This is a genomic window from Bacillus sp. 16GRE42, assembly GCF_019837435.1.
In the GTDB taxonomy this organism is placed as follows: Bacteria; Bacillota; Bacilli; order Bacillales; family Bacillaceae_G; genus Bacillus_A; species Bacillus_A wiedmannii.
The window spans coordinates 316,383-342,315 of record NZ_JADAXF010000004.1; the positions used below are offsets into that span (position 1 = coordinate 316,383).

General features: G+C 32.7%; 21 protein-coding genes and 1 pseudogene. 1 reads left to right on the top strand and 21 read right to left on the bottom strand.

Features of this window, described 5'->3' with window-relative positions:
• Positions 1-12 precede the first annotated feature (12 nt).
• Positions 13-894: a UTP--glucose-1-phosphate uridylyltransferase GalU gene (galU, locus tag ILS93_RS22110; RefSeq protein ID WP_098103712.1), complete on the bottom strand. Its 882-nt coding sequence runs from the start codon at positions 892-894 to the stop codon at positions 13-15.
• 816 nt (positions 895-1,710) lie between these two features.
• Between galU and ILS93_RS22115 the strand changes: the two genes are divergently transcribed.
• Positions 1,711-2,508, top strand: a complete 798-nt coding sequence (locus ILS93_RS22115) for a hypothetical protein (protein WP_098103711.1) — start codon at positions 1,711-1,713, stop codon at positions 2,506-2,508.
• Positions 2,509-2,661: 153 nt separating this feature from the next.
• On the opposite strand, the gene ILS93_RS22120 is transcribed toward ILS93_RS22115, so the two are convergent.
• The 20 genes and pseudogenes from ILS93_RS22120 to ILS93_RS22215 all read right to left on the bottom strand — a co-directional run bounded on the left by ILS93_RS22120 (position 2,662) and on the right by ILS93_RS22215 (position 25,906).
• The gene (locus tag ILS93_RS22120) at positions 2,662-3,873 is read right to left on the bottom strand and encodes a glycosyltransferase family 4 protein (RefSeq protein WP_098103619.1); all 1,212 of its coding nucleotides are present in this window, start codon (positions 3,871-3,873) and stop codon (positions 2,662-2,664) included.
• A gap of 13 nt (positions 3,874-3,886) precedes the next feature.
• Positions 3,887-7,132, bottom strand: coding sequence for a CDP-glycerol glycerophosphotransferase family protein (locus tag ILS93_RS22125; protein WP_222661266.1), 3,246 nt, complete (start codon positions 7,130-7,132; stop codon positions 3,887-3,889).
• Between the two features lie 223 nt (positions 7,133-7,355).
• Positions 7,356-8,840 (bottom strand): CDP-glycerol glycerophosphotransferase family protein, encoded by a 1,485-nt coding sequence (locus tag ILS93_RS22130; RefSeq protein WP_257133664.1) that lies wholly within the window; start codon positions 8,838-8,840, stop codon positions 7,356-7,358.
• Between the two features lie 266 nt (positions 8,841-9,106).
• On the bottom strand, positions 9,107-10,750 hold the full coding sequence (gene tagH / locus ILS93_RS22135; protein ID WP_222661269.1) for a teichoic acids export ABC transporter ATP-binding subunit TagH: 1,644 nt from the start codon (positions 10,748-10,750) through the stop codon (positions 9,107-9,109).
• 14 nt (positions 10,751-10,764) lie between these two features.
• Positions 10,765-11,568 carry an ABC transporter permease gene (locus ILS93_RS22140; protein WP_098101681.1) on the bottom strand — a complete coding sequence of 268 codons (804 nt, stop codon included), beginning with the start codon at positions 11,566-11,568 and terminating at the stop codon, positions 10,765-10,767.
• Position 11,569: 1 nt separating this feature from the next.
• Positions 11,570-12,769, bottom strand: coding sequence for a CDP-glycerol glycerophosphotransferase family protein (locus ILS93_RS22145; protein ID WP_222661271.1), 1,200 nt, complete (start codon positions 12,767-12,769; stop codon positions 11,570-11,572).
• A gap of 151 nt (positions 12,770-12,920) precedes the next feature.
• Positions 12,921-14,099, bottom strand: a complete 1,179-nt coding sequence (locus ILS93_RS22150; RefSeq protein ID WP_222661273.1) for a CDP-glycerol glycerophosphotransferase family protein — start codon at positions 14,097-14,099, stop codon at positions 12,921-12,923.
• A 3-nt stretch (positions 14,100-14,102) separates the two neighbouring features.
• Positions 14,103-14,498, bottom strand: coding sequence for a glycerol-3-phosphate cytidylyltransferase (gene tagD, locus ILS93_RS22155; protein ID WP_074619506.1), 396 nt, complete (start codon positions 14,496-14,498; stop codon positions 14,103-14,105).
• Between the two features lie 321 nt (positions 14,499-14,819).
• A complete protein-coding gene (gene mreB / locus ILS93_RS22160; RefSeq protein ID WP_000457990.1) occupies positions 14,820-15,821 on the bottom strand; it encodes a rod shape-determining protein in 1,002 nt (333 codons plus the stop codon).
• A gap of 161 nt (positions 15,822-15,982) precedes the next feature.
• Positions 15,983-16,255 carry a sporulation transcriptional regulator SpoIIID gene (gene spoIIID, locus ILS93_RS22165; RefSeq protein WP_000544012.1) on the bottom strand — a complete coding sequence of 91 codons (273 nt, stop codon included), beginning with the start codon at positions 16,253-16,255 and terminating at the stop codon, positions 15,983-15,985.
• Positions 16,256-16,633: 378 nt separating this feature from the next.
• The gene (locus tag ILS93_RS22170; RefSeq protein ID WP_098101687.1) at positions 16,634-17,482 is read right to left on the bottom strand and encodes a polysaccharide deacetylase family protein; all 849 of its coding nucleotides are present in this window, start codon (positions 17,480-17,482) and stop codon (positions 16,634-16,636) included.
• 162 nt (positions 17,483-17,644) lie between these two features.
• Positions 17,645-17,779: a hypothetical protein gene (locus ILS93_RS22175; RefSeq protein WP_000008903.1), complete on the bottom strand. Its 135-nt coding sequence runs from the start codon at positions 17,777-17,779 to the stop codon at positions 17,645-17,647.
• A gap of 287 nt (positions 17,780-18,066) precedes the next feature.
• A complete protein-coding gene (spoIIQ, locus tag ILS93_RS22180; RefSeq protein ID WP_064476124.1) occupies positions 18,067-18,972 on the bottom strand; it encodes a stage II sporulation protein SpoIIQ in 906 nt (301 codons plus the stop codon).
• 161 nt (positions 18,973-19,133) lie between these two features.
• Positions 19,134-19,841 (bottom strand): ABC transporter permease, encoded by a 708-nt coding sequence (locus ILS93_RS22185; protein WP_064476123.1) that lies wholly within the window; start codon positions 19,839-19,841, stop codon positions 19,134-19,136.
• Positions 19,841-20,683, bottom strand: coding sequence for an ABC transporter ATP-binding protein (locus ILS93_RS22190; RefSeq protein ID WP_000170857.1), 843 nt, complete (start codon positions 20,681-20,683; stop codon positions 19,841-19,843). The genes ILS93_RS22185 and ILS93_RS22190 overlap by 1 nt, the downstream gene beginning before the upstream one ends.
• Positions 20,684-20,863: 180 nt before the next feature.
• On the bottom strand, positions 20,864-21,871 hold the full coding sequence (locus ILS93_RS22195) for a LytTR family transcriptional regulator DNA-binding domain-containing protein (RefSeq protein ID WP_222661276.1): 1,008 nt from the start codon (positions 21,869-21,871) through the stop codon (positions 20,864-20,866).
• A 116-nt stretch (positions 21,872-21,987) separates the two neighbouring features.
• Positions 21,988-22,464 (bottom strand): annotated as a pseudogene (locus ILS93_RS22200) (AMP-binding enzyme); the annotation flags it as partial.
• Positions 22,465-22,572: 108 nt separating this feature from the next.
• The gene (gene spoIID, locus ILS93_RS22205) at positions 22,573-23,592 is read right to left on the bottom strand and encodes a stage II sporulation protein D (RefSeq protein ID WP_222661278.1); all 1,020 of its coding nucleotides are present in this window, start codon (positions 23,590-23,592) and stop codon (positions 22,573-22,575) included.
• Positions 23,593-23,857: 265 nt separating this feature from the next.
• On the bottom strand, positions 23,858-25,162 hold the full coding sequence (murA, locus tag ILS93_RS22210; protein ID WP_000411269.1) for a UDP-N-acetylglucosamine 1-carboxyvinyltransferase: 1,305 nt from the start codon (positions 25,160-25,162) through the stop codon (positions 23,858-23,860).
• Between the two features lie 39 nt (positions 25,163-25,201).
• Positions 25,202-25,906 (bottom strand): YwmB family TATA-box binding protein, encoded by a 705-nt coding sequence (locus ILS93_RS22215; RefSeq protein ID WP_370458093.1) that lies wholly within the window; start codon positions 25,904-25,906, stop codon positions 25,202-25,204.
• Positions 25,907-25,933: the final 27 nt, after the last annotated feature.

The following is a 25,933-nucleotide window of genomic DNA, read 5'->3' on the forward strand; positions in this document are numbered from 1 at the left end:
TTTTTATGAAAGTTAATTATTAACCATTTCTTTTTTTAATAATTTCTCCATATAGCTTAATAATTCATTCTTTAACTCATCATGCTGTAATGCCATTTCAAGTGTTGTTTGAATGAATCCAAGCTTCTCTCCAACGTCGTATCGCTTTCCTTCGAAATCATAAGCAAATACTCTTTGTATTTCATTTAAGCGCTGAATAGCATCCGTCAACTGAATCTCGCCACCTGCTCCTGTTTGTTGATTCTCTAAGAACGTAAAAATCTCAGGTGTTAATACATAGCGCCCCATAATTGCTAAGTTAGATGGTGCTGTTCCTTGATCTGGTTTCTCTACAAACTTACTAACCTGATAACTACGACCTTTTTGTACTAGTGGATCAATAATACCATAGCGATGTGTTTCCGTTTCCGCAACAGTTTGAACACCGATTACCGATGATTGTGTTGCCTCATATTGATCCATTAATTGGCGTAAGCATGGTGTCTCAGCTTGTACAATATCATCACCAAGTAAAACAGCAAATGGCTCATTACCAATAAACTTACGAGCACACCATACAGCATGACCTAAGCCTTTCGGTTCTTTTTGACGAATATAGTGGATATTAATTTTAGAAGACTCCTGCACCTTCTTAAGGATTTCATGCTTACCCTTTTCTAGTAAGCTCTGTTCCAACTCAAAAGAATGATCAAAGTGATCCTCAATAGCACGCTTCCCTTTTCCAGTTACGATAATAATATCTTCAATTCCAGATTGAATCGCTTCTTCTACAATGTATTGAATTGTTGGCTTATCAACAATTGGTAACATTTCCTTTGGCATTGCTTTAGTTGCTGGTAGAAAACGAGTTCCTAGTCCAGCTGCTGGGATAATAGCTTTTTTTACTATTTTCAATGATAATCATCCTAACTTATAAGATTTTCTTTTAATCACACAACACATAACATATTTTTCTATTTATCAGAACAAGAGCCATTTTTGATTATTTTAAAAAAATAATTATGGTCTTTGTATTTTATAAACAATAAAAAGAATAAAACAAATTGTGCTACTCTCATTCTAAAACTAATGTTCCTCTGATTAAATTACTTCTTTTTATCATCAGAATCAGATATAATTCAATTTCTCATACCACCGTCTACACTTCAATTTTCCTTTTCTAGTTGGTTAGGTTAATATGAGCATTACATTTCACATTTTCGACAAAGCTGAATATCACACAAATTAACATTTAGATATAAAGATAATAAACAATAAACTGTGATATTCTACAATTTAAATACATAGCATTAATAAATAGTCAGTAGACTTCCTAAAATATTCCTCATTTTAATTATACACCCTTCTTCTAACTCTAGAATTTTATTAACATATAAAACTCAATAGCAGCAAAGAATAATTTCTGTAATTTAATGAATAACCAGCATAGTATTTTCTTTCTATATCAGATTAATCGTACTACCTAACAGTGTAAATATCATTATTGTTTTCCATGTACCTATAAAAAGCCCCTTACATAATATCTATAAAATATTTTTTAGTCCACAACAAATATTACTATTCGTTGTATATATAGTTTGAACACTGTATACTTAATATGATTTTTGTATATTAGCATTTCTAAATATATATTTTTCTTATCAATTATTTGTCTTTACAAAATTATATTTTCAGCAAAAATAATTAAAAACTTGATGCAAGGAGTATATTATGAGTGGAAAAACTGAAGTACATTATAAAGCAAAAAACGGTATTGAACTAACCTATATGGAAGATCCTTATCCAATACAAAATTTTAAAGGTGAGCGAAAATTATTAGTTATTTTCCAATCATTAGGTAATGAAAATTCAGATGATGCTAGGCATCGCTATCCTTATACTTTAATTGATGGTTTAAAATTTTATAACTGTAGAAAAATCTATATAAAAGATGATATAGGACATGTAGGTAGTTACTATTTAGGCCTAAATGGAAAATTTGATGTTCGTGATGCAGTACTCGAATTTTTAAAACTAAAAATCAATGAATATAAAATTCTAAAAGAAGACATTATTTTCTTTGGTCCTTCTAAAGGTGGCTATGCTGCACTAAATTTTGGATATGAATTAGGTGTCGAAAATATATTAACTGCCGTTCCACAATATCATCTTTATAACTTTATTGAGCAATATAAAAGCTTTCTAACATATATTCTACCCCAAACTATTACAGAGGAAACAAAAGCATTTTATAATAATTATCTAGGTAATGTAATTAAAGAAAGTCGATATAAACCAAATGTTTATTTAGTTACATCACAACATGACAATTTGTATGATGATCATATTATTCCGTTAATAGAATCAATAAATAAAACCGGATCTAATCTATTCGTTTATGAAAATAACGAAATGTATGTTACTAGACATAATAATGTTGTTGTAAATACAATGAATGAAATACTTGCTATTTTAAGTATGCTTTTATGTGACAATAAAATAAAAACGTTCTTCAATCCGCAAGCATAACAGTTATATAATACACAGGAATAAAAAAATATCCAAGGGTTAGTACTTTAGAAATTTTTCAAATCACTTGTAATTACCTAAAAAAGAGCTGACTCGCAAAGCTAATAGAAATCTATTGGCTTTGCGAGTCAGCTCTTTTCATATTAAATTACTTTATACAGATGTCTGTACTAGCACTTCTTTTACGTTCTTTTTTGACTTTTTTTGTACTTGTTCTTCTAATATACGATCCCATTTTCCACCAACAACATTAAATGTATACTTTTCTACATTCTTTCTTGCCATTCGACCATACTCTTTTCGTAATTCTTCAGATTCAATTAACATCATTAATGAATTAGCTAGTTCCTCTACATTTCCTTCTTCAACTAGAATACCATCTTCTTTATGTGCAATGACTTCTCTAGGGCCTGTACAAGCAAAACCTACACAAGGTACCCCAACAGACATCGCTTCAATAATTACCATTCCAAAGGACTCATATCTAGAACTTAAAGCGTATATCGAAGAGTTGCGCATTTCACCAATAATATTATTTGTCTTTTGCATAAGGAAAATATTATTATACGCTTTTTCCTCAAAGATTTTTTCGCGAAGTACCTCTTCCTCTACTCCAGATCCAAAAATTTTCAATTTCCAATCAGGATATTTTTTTATAACCTTTGAAAAAGCTGGAATTAATAAATCAAATCCCTTTTCAGGAGCATAACGTCCAGCTGCAATGACCACTTTTTTATCCAGTTTTGCTGTTTCTCCTGGAATATCTGTTGCATTTTCTACTTTATATAAATCTACTTTACTTCCCTTTAATAACTGCTCATAGTCACTAATTTCAGAATCAGTCAAACATGTTAGAGCATCTAGCTTTTTATAATGTTTCTTTATTTTATTTTGCAATCCTGTTGCATGACCAGCGAAATATAAATGTTCTTGTCCTACTTTTATTACATCTTTCTTTACAAACCTTGTAGCCAGAATATTAAAAGAAGGTATTGTCGTAATTAAAATTCCTTTATTTATCTTTTTAAGTGCTGCAATGATTTTAAAATCTACAAATAAATTAAACATATGATACAAGTCTTCACTTTTATCTATGAAGACACTGGGAAATTTCATTAGTATTCTTTTAATGATTTTTTGATATAAAGGTGTGTTTTTACCAAATAATTTCCCCTTCCTTGCATCAAAGATTGGGATGATTTTCACTTTTTTATCAATGTCAAACATCGGAGTAGCACTTGTTCTTCTCACACTAATAATTTCTACTTCATGGTTTTTAGCAGCGAAATAATTTGCTGTATTTACAACAGTTCTTACCGTTCCACCCATCCCATAAATATTATATACAAGAAATGTAACTTTCATTTTTTTCACCTCACTATTTAGTCTTTACTTTATTAGACAATTTTTCAATTTCATTATAAATTCGTTCAAAGTTATGCTTATCATGATAAGCATAATATTTTTTAGAATTTATATTATATTTTGGTTTATATTTAAAGCCATTTTCAGCATAATCTCTCACATATTTAATAACTTCATCTCTTGTCAGTGCAATATCCCCAACTAGATCTTTTCTTAAATCCACATAAGAACCTCTATGTTTTAAGTAATCATTTACATCAAAATGATAGAAGACTGTTGGCTTTTTCAAATAGTTAAAATCAAATACAACACTTGAATAGTCTGTAATCATTAAAGAACTGTTTTGCATCAATTCTTTTACACTTTCTTCACCTAACTTAACAACCTGTATCCTTTTATTTAGAGACTCAAATTCACCCTTATATTTTTTTTGAATTTCAATATGTGGGAAGAACTTAAGCACTAAATCATGCTTTTCAAGCAAATCATGTAACTTTTTATCTTGCAATAATCCATGGTAATGTATAAAGAAATCGGAAGCTAAAAATCCTTCTTTTGAACCAATCACCCATTCTCTCCATGTAGGCATAAGGAGAATTTCTCTCGTTTTCTTATCTTTACTCTTATCTACTAACGAATCAAACCTAGCTAAGCCAGTAACCATGATTTGCTGCTCTTTAAATTTCATTTCATTGATCATGATATTTTTTTCATGTTCGGAAGAAACAACAAACTTTTTAATCATGCCGTTATATGAATTTCTATTAAACTGCAATTTTTTCATTGCAATAATACCATGTTGCAAATAGATAACTTTCTTTGTATTACTTGCCATCTTATTATGAACAATACTTGGAATAACATCCCTAATTCCATGACTTACAATTGTATATTCACTTAAATAGTATAAAACAAGGTGTTTAAAACTATCATATTGCACAACCCTATCTTTATATGGTAAGAGATTATGGATATTTTTATTATTTTTCTTACTCACATAATACGTTTCTTCTTGAACATTCTTCTTAATACAAGATTCGAAAAAGGCAAATCCGTTATCTTGTGCAACTTCTCCTAAATTTTCACCAATAAGCCATACCTTTTTCTTTTTAAATTTACTCCATATTTTAGCAATACCTTTTGCAGCCAAAAATCTTATTTTTTCACTTGATTTCTCATAAGCTTTTATATTTCGCGTTTCAAGTGACATTATTTTATTCTTTTTATCAAAGAAAATCGACATGTATAGCTCATCTGCTATTTTTATCGCATTTGATTTGAACGTAGAGTTCTTATTAATAACCTCAAGATCCTTACCAAATAATTTTGTTCGAACGATATTATTATTTACACGTGTAGAAAAATAAACTTCCCATCTACCCTGTTCATGTACTTTAATAGATTCAATAAACGCTTGATTCATATTACATATATATTCATTTTGACCATTCGACTGCAACTGCTGTTTTATGATTTCTTTTGTTTGACTATGCTCTAAGACTAGTTCTGTATCCTGCAATACAAAATTATCCTGTATTTTGGACTGAATTGTAAATTTTACATGTGTTTTCTTTGCATCGACCACAGTACAATATGCTTGAAGAGAATTGCATATGGAAATAGAGAGTTCATTTTTATTTGTATAGTAAGGTCGAATTTGTATTGGATATCCATTAGTATCTTTATTTAATGGTGGATAAATCATTATCTTTGATTTATTTTTAATATCATCTAAATTAGAGACTAATTTAAATGATATGTTATTTCCATTACTCTCAACATGAACCATAAATTTAAGATTCACTTCACCAGTTTTAGCAATATCAAATGAATCCCAGTCGTATGAGCTACTAAAATAATAGCCACCACTTTCTTTTGAAAATTTATTTATACACTTCATTTTCAAATTTAAAGATTCTTCATACAGATATACATCTTTTAAGACATAATTAATGTCCGGGATGTTTACAAAACCTTTTACAACTAACTTACTCGCTTCATAGTCAACTCTAATAACATCACAGTATACTCCTTCATTTCTAATTAATAACGCTAAATTATTATCTTGAGTTACGTATGGGCGAATTCTCTTTATAGCGCCTGATTTGCTATAAATTGTTTTAGGTATAATTATAAAATCTGCTTTTGAATCCGAATTAGAACCTAAATTTAAAGGAATTTTACTTTTGATTCCTTGCACTTTAAATCTTATGAATACATCCCAAATTCCTTTTTCTTCAAAGAATTCACCCTCTTCAAAAACAATGGTCTTTTTAAAGAAATCATTCGTTATACTAATAGTGTGAGATTGTTCCTTTTTTGTACCTCTTTGAATAAATAGTAGCTCTACCATTTGGTTTTTCATGTCTACCATACGATTAAATTGAACTGAGCCTTCAATAGTAAGCTTATTCTGATCTAAACTTACATTTTCAACTTTACTAGAGGCCATTCGCTCTGTATTCCTTTTAATATTCATAACGAGTTCATGTTCATTATTACGAGAACACATATGGTAATGTAATTGATCTTTATAACTAAAATAACTTCCAACTACTTTTCTTTCTTGTTTATTTCTAACTTTTACTAATACAGGTTTCCCATTAAGCATTCCTGCACAAAATAGTTCCCAATTCCCCTCATATAAAGGATTTCCCTTTAATTTCAGTATTACTTGATATTCATTTATATTCTCATTCACTTTTAAATTTGTTAGTTTTCTAACTTCTTTTGTAAGGTTATTTTTCAAGAAAAACTCTTTTAAACGTACTTCTCTCCGTTTGAACTCTGGAGAGAATTTTCCTTGTATAATAAAATCTTCTTCATTTTTAAAAATTTCATTTGCCAATACAGCAATACTTACAGAATCTTCCCTATTAAATTCAACAAGTTTTTCAATTGAATTACTCGCATTCACTTGAAAACTTGTATTGTTAGGGCATATAAAGAAACTCTTTTTCAAATTGTTATATACATGAAGCAGAATAATATCTTTATCTAGCTGTAAGGAAACCTTTAATTTTCCGTAATTCATTATTTTAGAAAGTTCCGAAACTGGAAGGACAAATATAACCCTATCATTACAGTTCCTTATACTGGATAGTGATAACTGGTGTTTAGACTCCCCTTTATGAATATATAATCCTTTTACTCTCTCATAAACAGCTTTAGCATTTTCATCTGTTTGTATAGAGATTTCAAATTCAATATTTTTATTTTGAGTAATCTTCATTTCTTCCAGTAATATTTTTACTTTCAATTCGACCTCACCTTTCCTTTGTTAACAGTTAGCTCCACTACCCCTACTACTATATCCATTCTTTTATTCAAAAATGATGTTGTATTTCTTATATAAAAACTATTATTCCTGACGTAATTAAGAAACAAAACCCTGATTACATTTAAAAACGCTAAACACAGTATACCTATTGATTTATTTAGCAATACAGCAAAATATCCTCGAGTAATTACAAAAACAAGTATTAGTTTTTTAATTGTTTTTCCTTTGAACGAATACCTTCAACAACTCTCTCCGAATTATTTTGATCAGTATAGGAAAACAAATTTTTTCTAAGCAATTTATACTTTTTCTTTTCCTTAAATTCACTATTAATATAAACCGTCAACAATTGGACTAATTCATCCACTTGTACACATCTATCCCCAAACAATTCATTCTCTATATTCAAATAGCCATCCATTATTTGATCAAATTGAAAAAAAACAATTGGTTTTTTTAAATAGTACATATCCCAAGCAACACTAGAATAATCTGTTATAAGCAATGAAGATTCCATTATCAATTCATTAATTTTTATATCTCCAGAGCCAATAAACTGTACATTCGGAGTAGTGCATTGGAAATAATGAATAGAATTATGGATTCTTGGATGCATACAAAACTTCAATATAATATTATGTTTCTCTAATAGTTCAATTAAGTTTGTATCATTTAGTAGCTTTTCATATTGCCTATAAAATTGACTCTTTAAAAACTCTTCTTCCGATACCTCATCTAGCCACTCTCGCCATGTCGGTAGTAATAAAATCTGCTTTTGCTTTACGCTTCTATTTTGCAAGTGATCCCATCTTGCTAATCCACTCACAATTATTTCATCTTCCCTGTAATGCAAAAATTGTTTTACAATTTCTTTTTCATATTCTGAAGACACACAAAATAAATCCGTTCCATTTGGGCTATCTTTTTTAAAAATTGAATCTACCTTTTTTAAACCTATTACACCATGTTGTAAAAAAACATGTTTTTTTGCATGTATAGCTTTCTTTAATATCCCTCTGTTTTCTTTCCATATATAACAGTGTGCTTTTGACTCAGACGATATCATAAATTTACTAGCAAGGAGATAGATCATATGCTTAACACTCATAAAGTCGACAACTTTATCCTTATATTGATCAAGCATCTTATAATCCTTAGACCTTTTGTTAATTACATAATATATGTTAGGAATTCCCTTATGATCGTAACAATACTTAAAGAAATAATAAGAATTATCTTGTGCCGTTTGGCTAAATTTTTCATATACTAATACAATACTTTTTCTATCCCAGTAGCTTTTAAGTACATAGTATAGAATTAGTGCCAGCTTTTCTTTCCAAGCATATTGTAACTTGTCATAAGGCCCTTTTTTTCGATAATGTAAACTGAGTCCATTTTTAACGGTCACATATGGATATACCACATATCCGTCTTTAGTATAGTCATTCTGTAAACGATTATTTATTTTCCTATTAACCATATAACTTGGATGTTTAATCCGATAACAGGTAAGTATATCGGATTTTAGCTGAACATAAAAATCCCAAAAGAATGGTCCCAGCTCAATTTGATTCAGATCTATTTCAAAGGTAACCTTTTTTTCAAATTCATTTACGTTACTTTCCTGAAATGCGATTTGATAAACTTTATCTCCATTCCTTTTTTTCAAAACGATACCTTGGACCATACATTTTTCTCTACACTTTATTCTTATGCCAAACTGCCACTTTCCTTTTCGTTTCTTAAACGATATTATTCGTATTTTAGTAATTATTTTTTGGGAAGAGTCCGCCATCCATTTCACACTCTCTTCAATATCTCAATAAATTAAATTCATATACTTAACTATAAAATACCCTTACTAGTTCGCTAAACAAATTGTATGTTATAACTTAGCTATAAATGATGCACGAATCTTTAATCAAACCTTAAACATGCAAAAATTGTATTAATTTAATTAATATGCGAAAACACAGACATCTGATCAACAGTTATACCATCTACAGTTAAAAATTCAAAATCATATTTATCCGATCGATATATATATGATGAGTCGTCTTCACTTACTAATTGCGCTTGACCCAATTCCTCTAACATCATTGCCTTAGAAACAGACATATTTTTTATTGTGACCTGTTTTACAGTAGAATCACGGTTATATAAAACATTAATATTTTTATAGATATTTAATACACCTTCTAATAGATTTTCTATGTTTTTAGGTTCTCCAATTATATTTTGTACATCTTTTTGATTTTTTCCTAATAGGGATATCCCCATTTTAAATTCTTGATTTGAGCCTAATAGCTCTTCTAACTTGTTAGTAATTACAACATATTGTGCGGCTGTATCCAAAGGAATAGTAGTTGATACACCCTCACTAATCCATCCTTCTGTTCCGTCTTCATATACAATTTTCAACCAATTTATATCATCTTTTTCATCTTTTTTTTGTTCTCTCACGATGAATGGTGTACCAAATCCCATTAAATTTATCTGTTTACCATTTAAATTCGGCGTATTTCTAATACGTGCCTTTGCTGCTTTTACATATCGCACATCTAAATCCATTAATGGATTTTTCTTTTTTTCACTGGATACCGTTGTCTTTTTATTTACTGTTTCTACTTTTTGTGAATTCAATATTAAATTTTTGTTCCAATAAACTATACTTCCCAATCCAATACATAAGAGTAACCCTACTGCAGCCATCATATTTTTTTTCTTTTTATTATCTTTCTTTCGCTTTAGTGACGCATATCCATATATAGGCTGTTCAACATTTATATTATTGACTTGTTGAATCTCTTCACCAGCCTGCTTTCTTTGTGCCTCTTCTTTAAACTTTTTTTGTTCCACTTTACTCATAGCACGGTATTGTTTTAAAAATTGTTCATATTTAGGCATTACATCTTGCATAAGTCCATAGTCTTTTATTTCACCATACTCTAGCCATAACACCTTTGTACAAAACTGCTTTACTTGTCCTAATGAATGACTTACAAAGAAAATCGTTTTTCCCTGTTCTTTAAATTCATTCATTCGCTTCAAACATTTATCTGTAAATGTTTGATCCCCTACAGATAATGCTTCATCAATAACTAAAACATCCGGATCAATATTCACAGAAATTGCAAAACCAAGACGAGACTTCATACCGCTAGAATATTTTTTAACAGGCATATCAATAAATTTACCAATATCAGCAAATTCGATAATTTCTGGTGTTAAACTTTGAATCTTCTCTTTACTCAATCCCATCATCAAGCATTTCAATTCAATATTTTCACGACCTGTTAATTGGTTATTAAGCCCAGCTGCTATAGCGATAAGTGCTATATTACCCTTTATATTAATATTCCCTGCTGTAGGTGGTGTAATACCTGCAATTAAATTAGACATTGTTGATTTACCTGATCCGTTCACACCAACAATACCTATTACATCACCTTTTTGAGCCTCAAAATTTAAATTTCTTAATGCGTAAAAATCTTCACCAAATCCGCCAGGATATATAATATCCTTTAACTTATCAGAGTTTTTACTATGCATTTTATATTTTTTTGTTACATTATGAAACTTCACTGAATAATTCATTTTTATAATCCTCATTATAGATAGTCTACAAAATGTTTTTTAAATTTCATATGTATTGATGTACCAATCAATAGCATAACAAACACAAACCCCCAGAAATAGAGGGCATACCTTATATCTTCATAAAACCAACCTGTCCCTAAAAAGGACTTTCGGTAACCTTCAACAATGTAGCATAATGGATTAAGTTGCATAACTTTTTGTAGTGCATGTGGTAACTTCTCAGGAGTCCACAAAATTGGTGTTAAATAGAGTAACATCCTCATTAAAGATTGTACAATCATTTGTACATCACGTACAATCGTAGATAAAGTAGAGGTTATTAAGGAAAATGCAAAAACAAGCATAACTGTAGCAAACATATAATAAATTAATTGAATATAGTGAATTGAAATCCCTTGGCCTCCTACTAAAAATATAAAAGTAACAATACCTATTAATATTAGATGTTGATAAAAGTTGGACATAATCACATAACTAGGAATAACACTCATTGGAAAGCTCATTTTTGAAATCATATTTAATCTTGTATAAATAGATTTAGAGGCTTGCAAAGTTGCAGGATTAATGAAGAACCATACTGCTATACCAGAAATTAACCAATATACAAATGGAACACCATCAACACCTGAACCACCTCTTATTGCAATCCCGAAGACGAACCAGTAAATACTCATTTGAATTAAAGGATTTAACATTTCCCAAACAATGCCCAGATAGTTATCTTTATTTGAACTTTTAACTTGATAAATAGATAGACGTTTAATTAAATAAATACTATTTATCTGTTCTTTTAATACCATAATCATTGCATTCATTTTATTGCGCCTCTCCAAAAAACACCTTCTCTACCACACGTTTAGATGCAAAACCATCTTCCAAGTAACAGTAGTTATCATAGAAAGCATCATATTTTTTTTCAAACTCCCCTAATCCTTGTCTTGCAAACTTCATAATTTCTTCTAGTACATCTTCTGTTGTTAAGACAACTGGCCCTGGAGCTTTCTTCTCTAAATCAAAATAAAAGCCTCTCAGCTTATCACGATATGAATCCATATCATACGCATAAAAAATAATAGGCCTTTTCAAGTTTGCGTAATCAAAAAAGACAGAAGAATAATCTGTTATTAATAAATCAGCTAATATATATAGTTCATTAATATCACTATAATGAGAAAAATCATAAACAAACCCTAAATACGGTTCTAAATCGAACTGTTCTGCTATTAGATAATGCATTCTTAACAAAATAATGTAATCAGAACCCAATTTTTTTTGTAACAGATTTAAGTCTAATTGCAAGTCTAATTTATAACGTCCTTTAATATAAAATTGGTCGTCTCTCCATGTTGGAGCATATAAAATGATTTTTTTATCTAGAGGTAAGCCATTCTTTTTCTTTAATTCATCAATCTTCTTACAATTATTATTTACATATAAGAAATCATTCCGAGGATATCCAGACTCTACTACATGTTTTTCGAATTGGAACGCCCTTTGAAAAATCTTTGTTGAGTACGTATTAGGAGACAATAAATAATCCCAATTTCTTACCTCTATTTGAAAATTCATCTTATACTTTTCTGTGGTTGTCCCTGGCATGTAAACTTCTTTCATGTCCAAAGCGAGTTTCTTTAGTGGTGTACCATGCCAAGTTTGTACATAAGTTGTATGCCTCGGTTTCGGAAGCCATAAAGGCATTCGGCTATTTGTAACCCAATATTGGGCACGTGCCATTAAAATAAACCAGCGAATTGAAAAACGTTTAACATATGGAATGTTTTCTTTTTCAAAATGTGCTGTGTAACTGTTATTCACACTCCAAACCATATGAAATCCTAAATTTTGTTGTTCCATATACTCGTATATAGCCCGTGGATTACAGCTATACTGTTTGCCAGAAAAACTTTCAAAAACAACTAATTTTTTTCGAGCAGGTAAGTAGCTACAAGCAACAAATATTGCTTTGCAACAACCTTTTACCAACCGATGATTTTTTATCCTTTTGATGACATTCATATTATTCGTACACCCTCTAACTATGCTTAACCATTTTACAAAATCATGCAGCTATCTATTTACTTTTTCACATCAAATGTCTTTTTAATAAAACCCTTCGAAATACTCGAACAAACGGAAGACTAAGTGATTTTCATAAATTATAATTAACTTACAGTTTACTATTATTATCGTTAAATAAGTAATGCACTAAATCCCTACTGGAATTCCCATTTGAATATTGGCTCCATTGTACATTAAACTGCTCAATTTTTCTAAAATTAAACGATTGAGTTTGTATCTTCTTAATAATCTCAGTCGAACTATATACAACTGGCCCTGGCACATTTGATACAAAATCTCCAATAAGCCCTCTTTTTTTCGCATATTTATTTAAATCATACGCAAAAAATATCATTGGCTTATTTAGCAGACAGAATTCAAAAGGCACAGAAGAGTAATCCGTTATTAAAATATCTGTCACCAAAAATAAATCATTTATATTTGGATATAAAGAATAATCATACAAAAAGCCTTTATACGTTTCCTTGTGTTTCAAGTTATTTCTAATAGCAGGATGTAGTTTGATGATAAAAATATATTCATCCTTTAACGCTTCATACATTGCATCAATATTTAAACCCAAATCAAAATCCTCTAGCTCTTTATCTCTAAAAGTAGGAGCATATAAAATCACTTTTTTCTTAGTTAAACTTGGATTGCTACTTACTAGATTATTAATAATAACTTTTTGATCATTTTCATAAAAAAATAAATCGGTGCGTGGGATACCTGTTTTCAATATATTTTCTTCTTTCACTCCAAACGCCTGCTTATAAATCTCAGCTAATGCATCCGATCCTACAACAATTTTATGAAAGTTGTTGTATACTCTTAAAAATCTACCCTGAGCATATTTAGACCGCTTTTCAAAGGCAGGGGCTAACAGCCCAAACTTTTTAAATGCTCCTGCTGCATGCCAAATTTGAATACATTCGACCCCTTTTTTGAAACGTATCGCAGATAATGATCCAAAATAATTATCAATAATAACATACCGAGATGTTGCTAAATGATATATTGCTTTTATTGTTTGTATAATATTTTTTGTTTCAAATGCTACTGCCTTTACATCTGGATAATTCTTTACTTCATACTTGCAAGTTGATTTATATAAAAAAACAACCTCACAATCTATGTTTTGCTTTTTCATTTCTTCATAAATAAAAATAAGATTTTCACCATATGACATAATAAAGGTAACTTTATTTTTAAGCGGAGCTATGTTTGCTATGCTAAATATAATTTTGAATACAACTAGGTATATTGCTACAATAATTTCTCTTAACATACTTTACCTAGCAATTAACATTAATTCTTGTTTGATTTTACTTGAGGAAATGCCTATCGTTCTTGGCAAGTAAACAATCTCACAGTAGCTTTTTAAAAAGTCAAACTTGCCTTTCCAATCATCTCCCATAACAAATACATCAACATTGTGTTCTTGGATATCTTTTACCTTTTGCTCCCAATCACACTCTGGAATCACCTCATCTACATATCGAATTGCTTCTAGCATCATTTTTCGATTTTCATAACTATGATAAGATTTTTTATTTTTTATTTTGTTAAATTCATCAGAAGACACGGCCACAATTAAATAATCCCCTAAACCCTTTGCCCTCTTCAACAAATTAATATGTCCCCAATGTAGTAAATCAAACGTACCATATGTAATTACCTTTTTCATAATTTAATTGTCCCCCTGCAAATTTTTCAAAAAAACAAACAATAGGACCTTTCACGCATCATTATTCAAATAACAAAAGCCCTATGTAAATCGCCAAGATTTACAATTTTTTTACATTAAGTTCACACGAAATTCACACTAGCGATTATAACACACTTTTTATTGACCAACTATTACAATCAATATGCGTTTTATGTAATATACACATAAACAAAGCGCCAACAAAGTTAATTTGTAAGTGTTTTCCCAGTATATTTTATTAAATAAAAAAACCAGAAAAGAATTGCTTCTTTCTGGTTTTTTATTTACAATTGAATTTTTTTATCTCAAAGCACGCTTTGGTAATTTATCGATATTCTCTAACATAATACCTGTACCAACCGCAACACATTGCATTGGGTTTTCAGCAATTAATACTGGTACTTTTAGTTCTTCTGCTAGAAGCATGTCGATACCGTGTAGTAAAGCTCCACCGCCTGTTAGAATAACACCGCGGTCGATAATGTCCGCAGATAGTTCTGGTGGCGTGCGCTCTAGTACGCCTTTTGCAGCTTGTACAATGATAGCCGCGTCTTCTTTTAGTGCTTCTGTAATTTCTTCAGAGCATACTGTAATTGTACGTGGTAAGCCCGTTACCATGTCACGTCCGCGAATTTCAAGCTCTTCGCTACGTGCACCTGGGAATACTGTACCAACTTTAATTTTAATATTTTCTGAAGTACGTTCTCCAATTAATAGCTTATACTTACGTTTAACGTAGTTTAAGATCTCCATATCAAACTTATCGCCAGCCATTTTGATAGAGGAAGAGGTAACAATATCACCCATAGATAGTACAGCGATATCTGTTGTACCTCCACCAATATCAACAACCATGTTACCGCTTGGTTGGAAGATTTCCATACCAGCACCAACTGCGGCTACTTTTGGTTCTTCTTCTAAAAATACTGTTTTACCACCTGAACGTTCAGCAGCCTCACGAATTGCTTTTTGTTCTACAGATGTGATATTTGTTGGACAGCAAATTAAAATGCGAGGTTTTGAAAAGAAGCTCTTTACGTCCAATTTGTTAATGAAATACTTTAACATTGCTTCTGTAATTTCGAAATCTGCGATTACACCATCTTTAAGCGGACGAATTGCTACAATATTACCAGGTGTACGTCCCACCATACTTCTTGCTTCTTCACCTACTGCTAATACTTTACCTGTGTTACGATCAATTGCCACAACAGATGGCTCATTTAATACAATACCTTTGCCTTTAACATGAATTAATACATTAGCCGTACCTAGGTCAATTCCGATATCTCGCGCAAACATTCCCGTCATTTCCTCCTCGATATTCAAAATCAGGTTACACCCGAATTCTTTTACACCTAATTTCTGATTTTATCATAAATTTAACAGAAACGTAATATTCGCAAAAAGAATTCTTCTGAAAAATATTACCGAATTGAAACGGAATGTTTGCGATCGTGCATTTATTGACGTACCGGCTTTTCTACATCTTCTTTTCTATACTTTTGCTTTGTTGCTTCTCCGCCTCTTAAATGACGAATAGACTTATGATAATCAAGTATTTCTTTCACTTCATTTGCGAGCTCTGGATTAATTTCTGGTAGACGTTCCGTTAAATCTTTATGGACTGTACTTTTTGATACCCCAAATTCCTTTGCAATGACACGCACTGTCTTTCTTGTCTCCACGATATACTTACCAATCTTGATAGTTCTCTCTTTGATGTAATCGTGCACACCACTCGCCTCCCTAAATTGGATGTGAGAAGTGTGAAATGAGCCTCGCTGCATACGACTAAGAAGTAAATGTGAGTGCTGTTTGTAAGCGTTAAACATTCTTGGATTTATAATGAAATGATTCACGATTTCTCACCTCAAACACTCTCTTTGCTTTGGTTTATACCATTGTATTGCCCGCACTACTGATATATGCTACATGTTCAGTATTTTTGCAGACTAACTTTAAGAAATCTAAATTTCTTATGTGAAAAATCGAGATCATTCCATATTTCTAACATTTTTATCATTATAAATAGTAAAAAACATATTAGAATTCAAAAGAATCCAAATATGTTTTCCAGGTGTAAACTATATAACTTTAACATCGATTAAATTTTACTTCTTATTAGCCTTGTATTTTCCAGAAACAATTTCAGAAAATTGATTCATTGTAATATCTGTAGAAATAGACCAACGCTTGATTTCTAATGGATCCTGTTCTGATGTTGCATAACCTTGTAAGCTAGTAAATGCTAAAGACATATTCAATTCATTTAACGCTTGGATAGTCTCTCTATTGTATTTTCCTAATGGGTACGACATGTATTTTGTTTTTAAAATTTGTTGACTCTTTGCTACATCCTTTTTAACTTCATCCTTTGATTTACTTATTAAAGCCACCGAACCATCAGCGCTATCACGAAGATTATGTGTATGACTTCCAAATTCAAAGACATCTTTCATTTTATCCATCTCTACTTCACTTAATGGCTGAACTTTTTGAACATCCAAGTTCTGTTCTTTAGCTACAATTTTAGAAGTAACTGCGAATGAAGCTGCATGCATCTTATATTTTTTTAAAATAGGATAGGCATACGAATAATTTGACTTTGAAGAATTATCAAACGTGATCAACACGCTTTTTTTAGGTAATTTCTTTTTTCCTTTTATAAATTCATTAAATTCCTGTAATGTAAGAGTACGATACTGATTATCAGCTAAATATTTCATTTGTTTTTCAAATTCTTCAACAGATAAAACTGTGTTTCGATTTTTCAGCTCGGCACTTACCTTTTTATCCTTATCTTTTGCTAAATAATAATAAGTAAAAACTGGAATTTTTTGTTCTTTACTATCTTTACTAACCTTACTAAAAATAACAAACCCAATCGTACCAATTAATACAATTGCTATAGCGATGAAAATAAAAACCTTATTAAAACCTTTGCGCTCTCTAGCTTTCATTAAACTTCCCCCTCAACCACAACAAAAAAACACAGTATTTTAGAGTCCTACTGCATTCAAATATCGTTTTCTTATGTAAAAAATCACAATTAGTATTATACGACTTAGCTCTAAAAATTCCAATAGGTGTACAAAAAGAAAAAGACACTCTTTCTTAGAGTGTCATTCTTCTCGTTCCAACTCTTCTTCTAACAATTGATGGTGGGGAACCTCTTTCTTACCGGCAATATAATAATATAAAGTGAATAAAACAAACAATAAAATAATAGCAGTCGACAGAACAAATAAAAATGACACAGTATCCCCTCCTTTTTTTAATATATATTCGAGAATCTCGTCATTTTTCCTTGTTATTGCAACTTTTTTCTCGAAATTGAGTATTTTTATATAAAGTGAAACTTTAATCAGTGGGCGCCATTTCCCACTGATTATTAGTTGAACCAATCGGGCTTTTACGGGCAGTTGACCCCAGGCCTAACTTCTTAGCTTTCACTGAATTTTGAAGTAGGGGTCTTACTGCCCGTTAATGCGGGGTAAAAGTAAAAAAAACAGCTCTCCTAGTGAGAGCTGATTTTTTCACTTTCTTATTCTTGTGAAGAAGAACTGTTAGATGATTCTGTAGAACCATTTGTTGATTTTTCTTCTTTCTTCGGCTCTTCTTTTTTGTCACTAGTCGAACCGCTTGTTGATTTTTCTTCTTTTTGAGACTTATCTTCTGTTTTACTTTCTGGTTTCGTGCTCGTTGACTTCTCTTCTTTTTGAGATTTGTCATCAGCCTTTTTACCAGAAGCATTCGTTGCTTTTGCAGCACCTGCATCAGCTTTAATTTCTGCTACTGACTTATTTAAGTAGCGCTCAGGGTTCACAGCCACGTTGTCTTTACGTACTTCAAAGTGAACGTGAGAACCTGCTTCTTTATTCATTGCACTTAGACCGGATGTTCCTAATACTTCACCTTGTACAACTCGTGCACCTTTTTCTACTTTCACACTACCTAAGCTTTGATAAGAAGCTGCTACACCATTTCCACTATCAACTGTTACAACATAACCAAGAAGTGAATCTTTTTCAGCCTTCGTTACTGTACCGCTTAAAGCAGCAGCTACATTGAATTCTTTTCCATTCTTCGCAGCAATGTCGATTCCTTTGTTTGGGGAATATGTGTTGTTATAAAAGACAAGTGCTTTTTCTTGTTCCGCCTCAGTTGCTGCATCTTCATAGAATTTCTTCTGTACGACTACTTCCGCATTAGCGGCAGCTGGCATTTTCACTACTTCTGAAGATTTCGTTACTGGTACTGCTGGATCTTCCGATTGTGTATACGGTGTTGCTTGATCTTGGTTCGGATTCTTCTTCGGATTAGCTCCTTGGAACCATAGCGCAACCATTAAAATTACCGCTGCACAAGCAATGTATAGTGCCGGAAACACCCATCTTTTTTGAAATAAATGTACTACCTTTTGCGACTTTTTATTATTTCTTCCTCGCATTCCATCATCACCTCAGCAATCATTTTGAACAATATTCACGTATCCTATACAACGTATAACTAATTACTTTTCGACAAAATATGTAAAAATATGTATAGGAATTGTAAAATTTCCGAGGAAATGATAGAAAAAAGAAAAAACTGAGCATTTCAGCTCAGTTTTTAGTCCATTTGTTTCTTTTTGTAAACTACCATACAAAGAACAATTGAAAGCACACACCAAATTATAATATTGATTAAATCACCACTAACAGTTGAAAAACCTTTTCCAGCCAGCATCTTTGGCATTGCATCTACAAGATGTTTCGTTGGAAGAAACTCAATTGCCTTTGTTACAAACTTATTTTTAATAAATTCGCCCAACATTGGAGCCAGGAAAAAAACAAACAAGATCGGCATACCTACTACTGATGTCGATGCCATTGTTTTAGCTATTAATCCAATTGCCGTACCTAACATAAGGAAGAAAAATATACTAGCAAGTAAAAATAGAACGATTAAAACCATATTCCCCTTTATCACACCTAAAATGGCGAAGTTACTAATACAAATTACAAAGGTAATAAGAGCTGTTAATGCGCTTTTTCCTAGTAATACTTCTAACGATGATGTTGGTGATAACATCATCACACGTAAAGTATGCTTTTCTTTTTCTTCTGCAATTAAAGCCGCTTGAACAAAGCTCCCTACCATTATTAAAGTCATTAAAGTTACCATATTAGCTATTTGTTCTTTTGGCCCATCCATCTGTTGATAAACAAAAGCGAACATAATTGGCATCGCCGCCATTACAAGTACCGATGCATTTGTTTTAATATCCTGTACCTCTTTCCGAAAAATAGCTGAAAATCGTCTCATTGAAAATGTCATTATAGTCCCCTCCCAGTAACTTCAATAAAGATATCGCCTAGCGTTGGTTCGTGTGAATGAATGGATAGTAATTCACCTTTTTTCATCCATTCTGAAATACGTTTTGCACCTAATTCATCTTTTTGCACGACTTCTTTTTGCTTATCTTTTAATACAACTTGTATTTGATCTTTCGCGTATTGTAGACGAAGGTTTTCTGGTGTATCAAGCGCTACAATTTCTCCGCCGCATAGAAAGGCGATGCGGTTACAAAGCGTCTCTGCTTCGTTCATATTGTGAGTCGTTAAGAAAATCGTCGTTCCTTCTTTATTTAAGTCTTTTAAGATTTTATGAATGTTTTGTACGTTTACTGGATCGAGTGCGGATGTTGGTTCATCTAAGAAGAGGATATCTGGTTTATGAAGGATTGCTCTAGCTAATGTAACGCGCTGCTTCATTCCTTTTGATAGTTTCTTTACTGGTGTTTTTTTATCATCTAATAGATTTACTTGCGCTAGCACTTCATCGATTCGTTCTTTTTTACAATCGTATAAGTCACAAAATAATAGTAAGTTATCATAAATGCTAAGTCTTTCATATAAACCGCTGTTGTCTGTTAAAATACCAATTCGTTTATAATCGATGCTGCTTGGGCCTGTAATATCTTTTCCTAATACCCTTACCGTTCCAACACTATGGAGTAATTGAGAAGTTAAAATCTTTACTGTTGTCGTTTTTCCAGATCCACTTGGTCCAAGGAATCCGAAAATCTCTCCTTGCTTCACCTCAATATTTACATTTCGAAGTGCCGTTTTTTCGTTGAAACTTTTCATTACATCTTTCATTTCAATTGCCAATGTCATCCCGTCATCCCCTTTGTTTTTCTTTTTATAGATGAAAGTCGCTTTAGCGCTTTTCGTTTGTTTGTTTCGCTTTTCTTGACTCAATCATATGAAAAACAAAGGGGTTACGCAGTAAAATACCGGTAAAAGGAGTATTTTTACCAGTGAATGAATCGTATTTTAAGCTTATTGGAGCAATTTTTATAACCCAATCACACCTTTTAATTCATCCATTCGTCCTTTTGAAAGCGGAATTGAACTTTTTCTTTCGTCATCCAAAATTAAACTAAAACTATTACGAGTCCACGTAATCACTTCTCGTACTCTTTGTAAATTCACAAGGTACGAGCGATGACATCTAAAGAACCCGAATCCTGTTAATCTCGCTTCTAGTTCGCTTAACGTTAATGCACATACGAAATCACCTTCGCGCACATGAATATGTGTCACTCCATTTTGTGTTTCAATGAAATGAATTTCCATCGGGTCTAATAAAATGATTTTATCGTTCACTTTCGCTGGAATTCTTTCAAGTTTCATTTGCGGAATCATTTGCACGACCTTCTCTTCATCCACCTCTTCAACTTCTTCTTGTTCGATTTCTATTTTTTTCACACCATCTTTATTTAATATGTATACATCTTCTGTTAACGAAAGGGCGTCCGATAGAAGGGATGACGTAATAAAAATGGCCTTTCCTTGCTCTTTCATTTTCATAATTGCTTTTCGAATAATAATTGTGCTCTCTGTATCTACATTTTGCTCCGGCTCTTCCAAAATAACTAAATCTGGATTATGAATCATAACACGCCCAATATGAAGGCGACGTTTCTCTGAAAATGATAGTTTTTCTATTTTAACGTTTAATTTATCTAAGAGCCCGACATATTGTACTACTTCTTCCGTGCTCATATTTGATTCATAAAGTCCTATTAAAAACTTGAAGTATTCCTTTACCTTCAAACGGTCGTATGCTTCATCTTTCAAAAAACAAAAGCCGATGCGTGAATAATTTTTCTTTCCAATCGCTTCTCCCTCAAATAGCACGTTGCCAGTTGAAGCTTCTTCCTCACCAATAATAATGCGGTGCAACACTTTAGCTGTATGGTTATTACATTGCAAAACAACACATTGTCCTTGCTCAACCTTCAGTTCAACTGCTGGTAACTGGTTCGTCTTCCCTAATTGTCTCAACTCCAATAACGCCATTCTGTCTCCCCCAAATGCTTTTTATCACATTATACCAAACAATTAATGGAAATTTTTGATATTTTATGAAGCACCATAAAAAGAAGACTATCCAAATGAAAGGATAGCCTTCTTCTCTAGTTTTGTTCTACCATATAAGTCTCGAGCTGATCACGTAGTGCTCTCTTTAAAAACTTCCCTACAGATGTTTTCGGAATTTGATTTACAAATAAAATATCATCTGGCATCCACCATTTCGGAAATTCTACTTCTAGTAAAGCGTACAGTTCTTCTCTTTCTACTACTTGTCCCTCTTTTAATACGACGCAAGCAACGGGACGTTCTTGCCATTTTTCATGCGGCACCGCCACAACAGATGCTTTTAACACTTTATCGTGCGACATTAAGGCATTTTCTAAATCTACGGAAGAAATCCATTCGCCTCCACTTTTAATTCAGTCTTTCGTACAATCAGCAATCTTAATACATCCTTCCGAATCAACCGTGACAATGTCTCCTGTATAGAGCCAACCGTCTTTCATTGATTCTTCTGTACGTTCATCCTTATAATAGCTTCCAGCGATCCATGGGCCCTTTAAACAGAGTTCTGTCATCGCTGAACATTGACGATTTTTTTAATATATCAACGATTCGACAAGGAACCTATCCACTAACAAAAGAAAACCGTCCCAATATATCTCTTGGAACGGTCTCTTTTCCCCCTACTTCTTCACCATTAACTTTCCTTCATAATCATTCATCGACTTTATTTCGACACCCTTATAATAATGAGCAACGATATCTGTATATTTCTTACCTTCCGCTGCCATGCCATTTGCTCCGTATTGGCTCATGCCAACGCCGTGACCGAATCCCTTCGTTGTAACGACGATTTTATCCCCCTCTTGTTTCCACGTGAAGTCAGAAGAGCGTAAATCTAGCTTTTCACGAACTTGCTTTCCTGTTAATGTTTTCCCTTGAAATGCTACATCTTTTACTCGCTTTCCTTCCGTAAGATCTTTAATATTTCCAACCTTCCCGTCTGCCAACACCTTCACACCAAGACGTTTTTGAAAGTCAGCTACTGTAAAAGTTTGCTCGCTCGTAAATTTTGGAGAGGCTTGATCCCACGGACTATCTACGCTCTTTAAGTACGGATAATCATTTCCCCAATAATCAGCCGCATTTTCTGTCCGGCCATTACTCGTTGAGAAGAAGGATGCTGAGATTGGTTTTCCATCGTATGTTAAAACTTGTCCTGCGGTTTTCGAAACGGCTTCTTCGATTTTCTTCAAATTATTTTCATAGTTATTACCCCATTGTTTCTTCAATTCTTCTTTGCTTTTGTACACTTGATCTTTCACCGTATCGGTCACGTCCGCATTGTTTTTCTTTCCTCCGCTTAGCATACGCTGCACCGCAAATGTTCTCGCTGCTAATGCCTGCGCCTTTAGCGCCTCTATTTCAAAACTGGCATTCATCTCAGAAGCTACTACACCGGTCACATACTCCTCCATAGGTAATGTTTCTACCTTCTTTTGCTGATCACGATATACAGCAACTTGAATCGCTGTATCCACTTTCCCTGGAGCTGGTATACTTTCTATTGCTGGAGGAGTTTTAGAAGCTGCTTCTTCCCCTACTTTTGCTTTCGCAAACGGAATAACAAGAGCAGCAGGTACAATGATAACGAGCGCTATTAGAAGCGCTACTGTGATAAAAAGTGGCTTTGAAAATTTCATCTTATTTCCCCCAATATCCAAAAGCTTTACTCCATTCATTCTTATGGAACAACTCGTTCTTTTAGAACATACTGAAGGGGAACCATATAAAGTGAAACTTTAATTAGCCGCACCAATCGAATGTTTACGGGCAGTTAACGCAGGATAAAACAAAAATTTTCTAAATATTTTTACTGGTACATGCATAAGTATAGAATTTATTGACTATAACAGTAATAACCAAAAAAAATAGCCCCTACGTCAAAAGACGTAGAGACTATTTCAATTAAGCGTGAAGATCAGAAACTTCTTGTTCTTTCACTTCTTCTACTTTTTCGTTTACACGTTCAATAGTTGCACCTAATGCAGCTAATTTCTTATGGAAATCTACATAACCACGGTCAAGATGCTTTAACTCAGTTACACGAGTGTAACCTTCAGATACTAAACCAGCTAAGATTAATGCAGCTGCAGCACGTAAGTCAGTTGCGCCTACTTCAGCACCTTGTAAGCTGTTTGGACCGTTCATAATAACAGAACGACCTTCAATTTTAATATCAGCATTCATACGACGGAATTCTTCAACGTGCATAAAGCGGTTTTCGAATACCGTTTCTGTAATCATACTTGTTCCATCAGCTTGTAGTAATAATGCCATCATTTGTGATTGCATGTCTGTTGGGAAACCTGGGTGAGGCATAGTTTTAATATCAACCGCTTTTAACTTATCTGGGCCGATAACACGTACACCTTCATTTTCCTCAATAACTTTAACACCCATTTCTTCCATTTTCGCTGTAATTGAGCGTAAATGTTCAGGTACAGCATTTTCAATTAAGATGTCTCCACCAGTAATTGCCGCTGCAACCATGAATGTTCCCGCTTCAATACGGTCAGGAATAATAGAGTGGTTTCCACCATATAATTTATCAACGCCTTCGATACGAATCGTTCCAGTTCCAGCTCCGCGTACTTTCGCTCCCATTGCATTTAAGAAGTTAGCTAAGTCAACGATTTCTGGTTCTTTCGCTGCGTTTTCAAGGATTGTTGTCCCTTTTGCTAATGTAGCTGCAGACATAATGTTTTCTGTCGCGCCCACGCTTGGGAAGTCTAAATAAATTTTAGCTCCTTTTAGTTCTCCCTCAACGTATGCCTCAACAAAACCATTACCAACCTGTACTTTTGCTCCCATTGCTTCGAAGCCTTTTAAATGTTGGTCAATTGGACGTGAACCAATTGCACATCCACCAGGAAGTGCAATACGAGCACGACCGTTACGTGCAAGTAATGGTCCCATCACTTGAACAGATGCACGCATTTTACGTACATATTCAAATGGTGCTTCAATGTTTAGTTCTTTAGAAGCATCGATTGTTACTTGGTTATTTTCAAATACGACTTCAGCATTTAAATGACGTAATACCTCATTAATTGTGTATACATCAGACAAAACTGGTACTTCAGATAGTACATTCTTTCCATCACTCGCTAATAGGGCTGCAGCGATTATAGGTAATACAGCATTTTTTGCGCCCTCAACACGCACTGTGCCGTTTAACCGCTTTCCGCCACGGACGATGATCTTTTCCAAATTATTCCCCTCCGTGTCCTTTTTTCAGTATCTATTCACTCAATACTCAGAAGTTATGATCGGTGTGCCAACCACAATTGTATCTTTGTTGTCTGTAGAACGTATTGCTATTTGCACATTTATTTTCTCTCTATTTGTTGAAAGAGCGTCATCCCACTTTTTATTGTATGCGGAGACTGACACAAATGCTCTTTCTTCTATCTGTTCGATCGCTCTTGCTGAAAGATCTTTCAAAACCTGATTGGTTTTATTTTGCAAAACACCTTCAATCTTATCATTCAGTACACCTTGAACACAAGTGTAAATTATAGGTTTTTCACTAAAAATTTTATTTGTTTTCTGAATGTACTTCGGGTCCCATTTCGCCCCGCTTACTTCAAAAATAATGAAAGTGTTTTCTTTAGTATTTTCCTTACTCCATGTTACTACTACTCGTTCTTCATAAGAAGAAAATTTTTTATAGGATGTAGCTTTATATCCATCTGGAGATTGCTCTAATTCCCACTTTTGAACATTCGCCTTGTCCTTCACATCGTTTAACAACTTTTGAAACGTATGTATATTAGAAATTGTTTTTGTTTCTCGCGCTAACCATGACCACTTCTCTACTTTAGCATCATTTTTCTCTAAAGTTGCAATCATGCTCTCCATTTTCTGTTCATCGCTGATCGGTTTCATCTCTCTATATCCAACCAAAAATAAAACAACACTTATCACAACAATAAGAATGGCTTTAAGCTTCAATTTCATCCCCTCCTATCCCCATTGTTA

What these genes read in the sequence shown, in the direction of transcription:
- tagD (WP_074619506.1), bottom strand. Translation starts at nt 14,498, where the DNA reads ATGAAAAAGGTAATTACATATGGTACGTTTGATTTACTACATTGGGGA.
- ILS93_RS22195 (WP_222661276.1), bottom strand. Translation starts at nt 21,871, where the DNA reads ATGGCGTTATTGGAGTTGAGACAATTAGGGAAGACGAACCAGTTACCA.
- ILS93_RS22185 (WP_064476123.1), bottom strand. Translation starts at nt 19,841, where the DNA reads ATGACATTTTCAATGAGACGATTTTCAGCTATTTTTCGGAAAGAGGTA.
- ILS93_RS22145 (WP_222661271.1), bottom strand. Translation starts at nt 12,769, where the DNA reads ATGAATGTCATCAAAAGGATAAAAAATCATCGGTTGGTAAAAGGTTGT.
- ILS93_RS22140 (WP_098101681.1), bottom strand. Translation starts at nt 11,568, where the DNA reads ATGAATGCAATGATTATGGTATTAAAAGAACAGATAAATAGTATTTAT.
- spoIID (WP_222661278.1), bottom strand. Translation starts at nt 23,592, where the DNA reads ATGAAATTTTCAAAGCCACTTTTTATCACAGTAGCGCTTCTAATAGCG.
- ILS93_RS22190 (WP_000170857.1), bottom strand. Translation starts at nt 20,683, where the DNA reads ATGACATTGGCAATTGAAATGAAAGATGTAATGAAAAGTTTCAACGAA.
- ILS93_RS22150 (WP_222661273.1), bottom strand. Translation starts at nt 14,099, where the DNA reads ATGTTAAGAGAAATTATTGTAGCAATATACCTAGTTGTATTCAAAATT.
- ILS93_RS22115 (WP_098103711.1), top strand. Translation starts at nt 1,711, where the DNA reads ATGAGTGGAAAAACTGAAGTACATTATAAAGCAAAAAACGGTATTGAA.
- ILS93_RS22170 (WP_098101687.1), bottom strand. Translation starts at nt 17,482, where the DNA reads ATGAAAGCTAGAGAGCGCAAAGGTTTTAATAAGGTTTTTATTTTCATC.
- ILS93_RS22130 (WP_257133664.1), bottom strand. Translation starts at nt 8,840, where the DNA reads ATGGTCCAAGGTATCGTTTTGAAAAAAAGGAATGGAGATAAAGTTTAT.
- ILS93_RS22120 (WP_098103619.1), bottom strand. Translation starts at nt 3,873, where the DNA reads ATGAAAGTTACATTTCTTGTATATAATATTTATGGGATGGGTGGAACG.
- tagH (WP_222661269.1), bottom strand. Translation starts at nt 10,750, where the DNA reads ATGAATTATTCAGTGAAGTTTCATAATGTAACAAAAAAATATAAAATG.
- spoIIQ (WP_064476124.1), bottom strand. Translation starts at nt 18,972, where the DNA reads ATGCGAGGAAGAAATAATAAAAAGTCGCAAAAGGTAGTACATTTATTT.
- mreB (WP_000457990.1), bottom strand. Translation starts at nt 15,821, where the DNA reads ATGTTTGCGCGAGATATCGGAATTGACCTAGGTACGGCTAATGTATTA.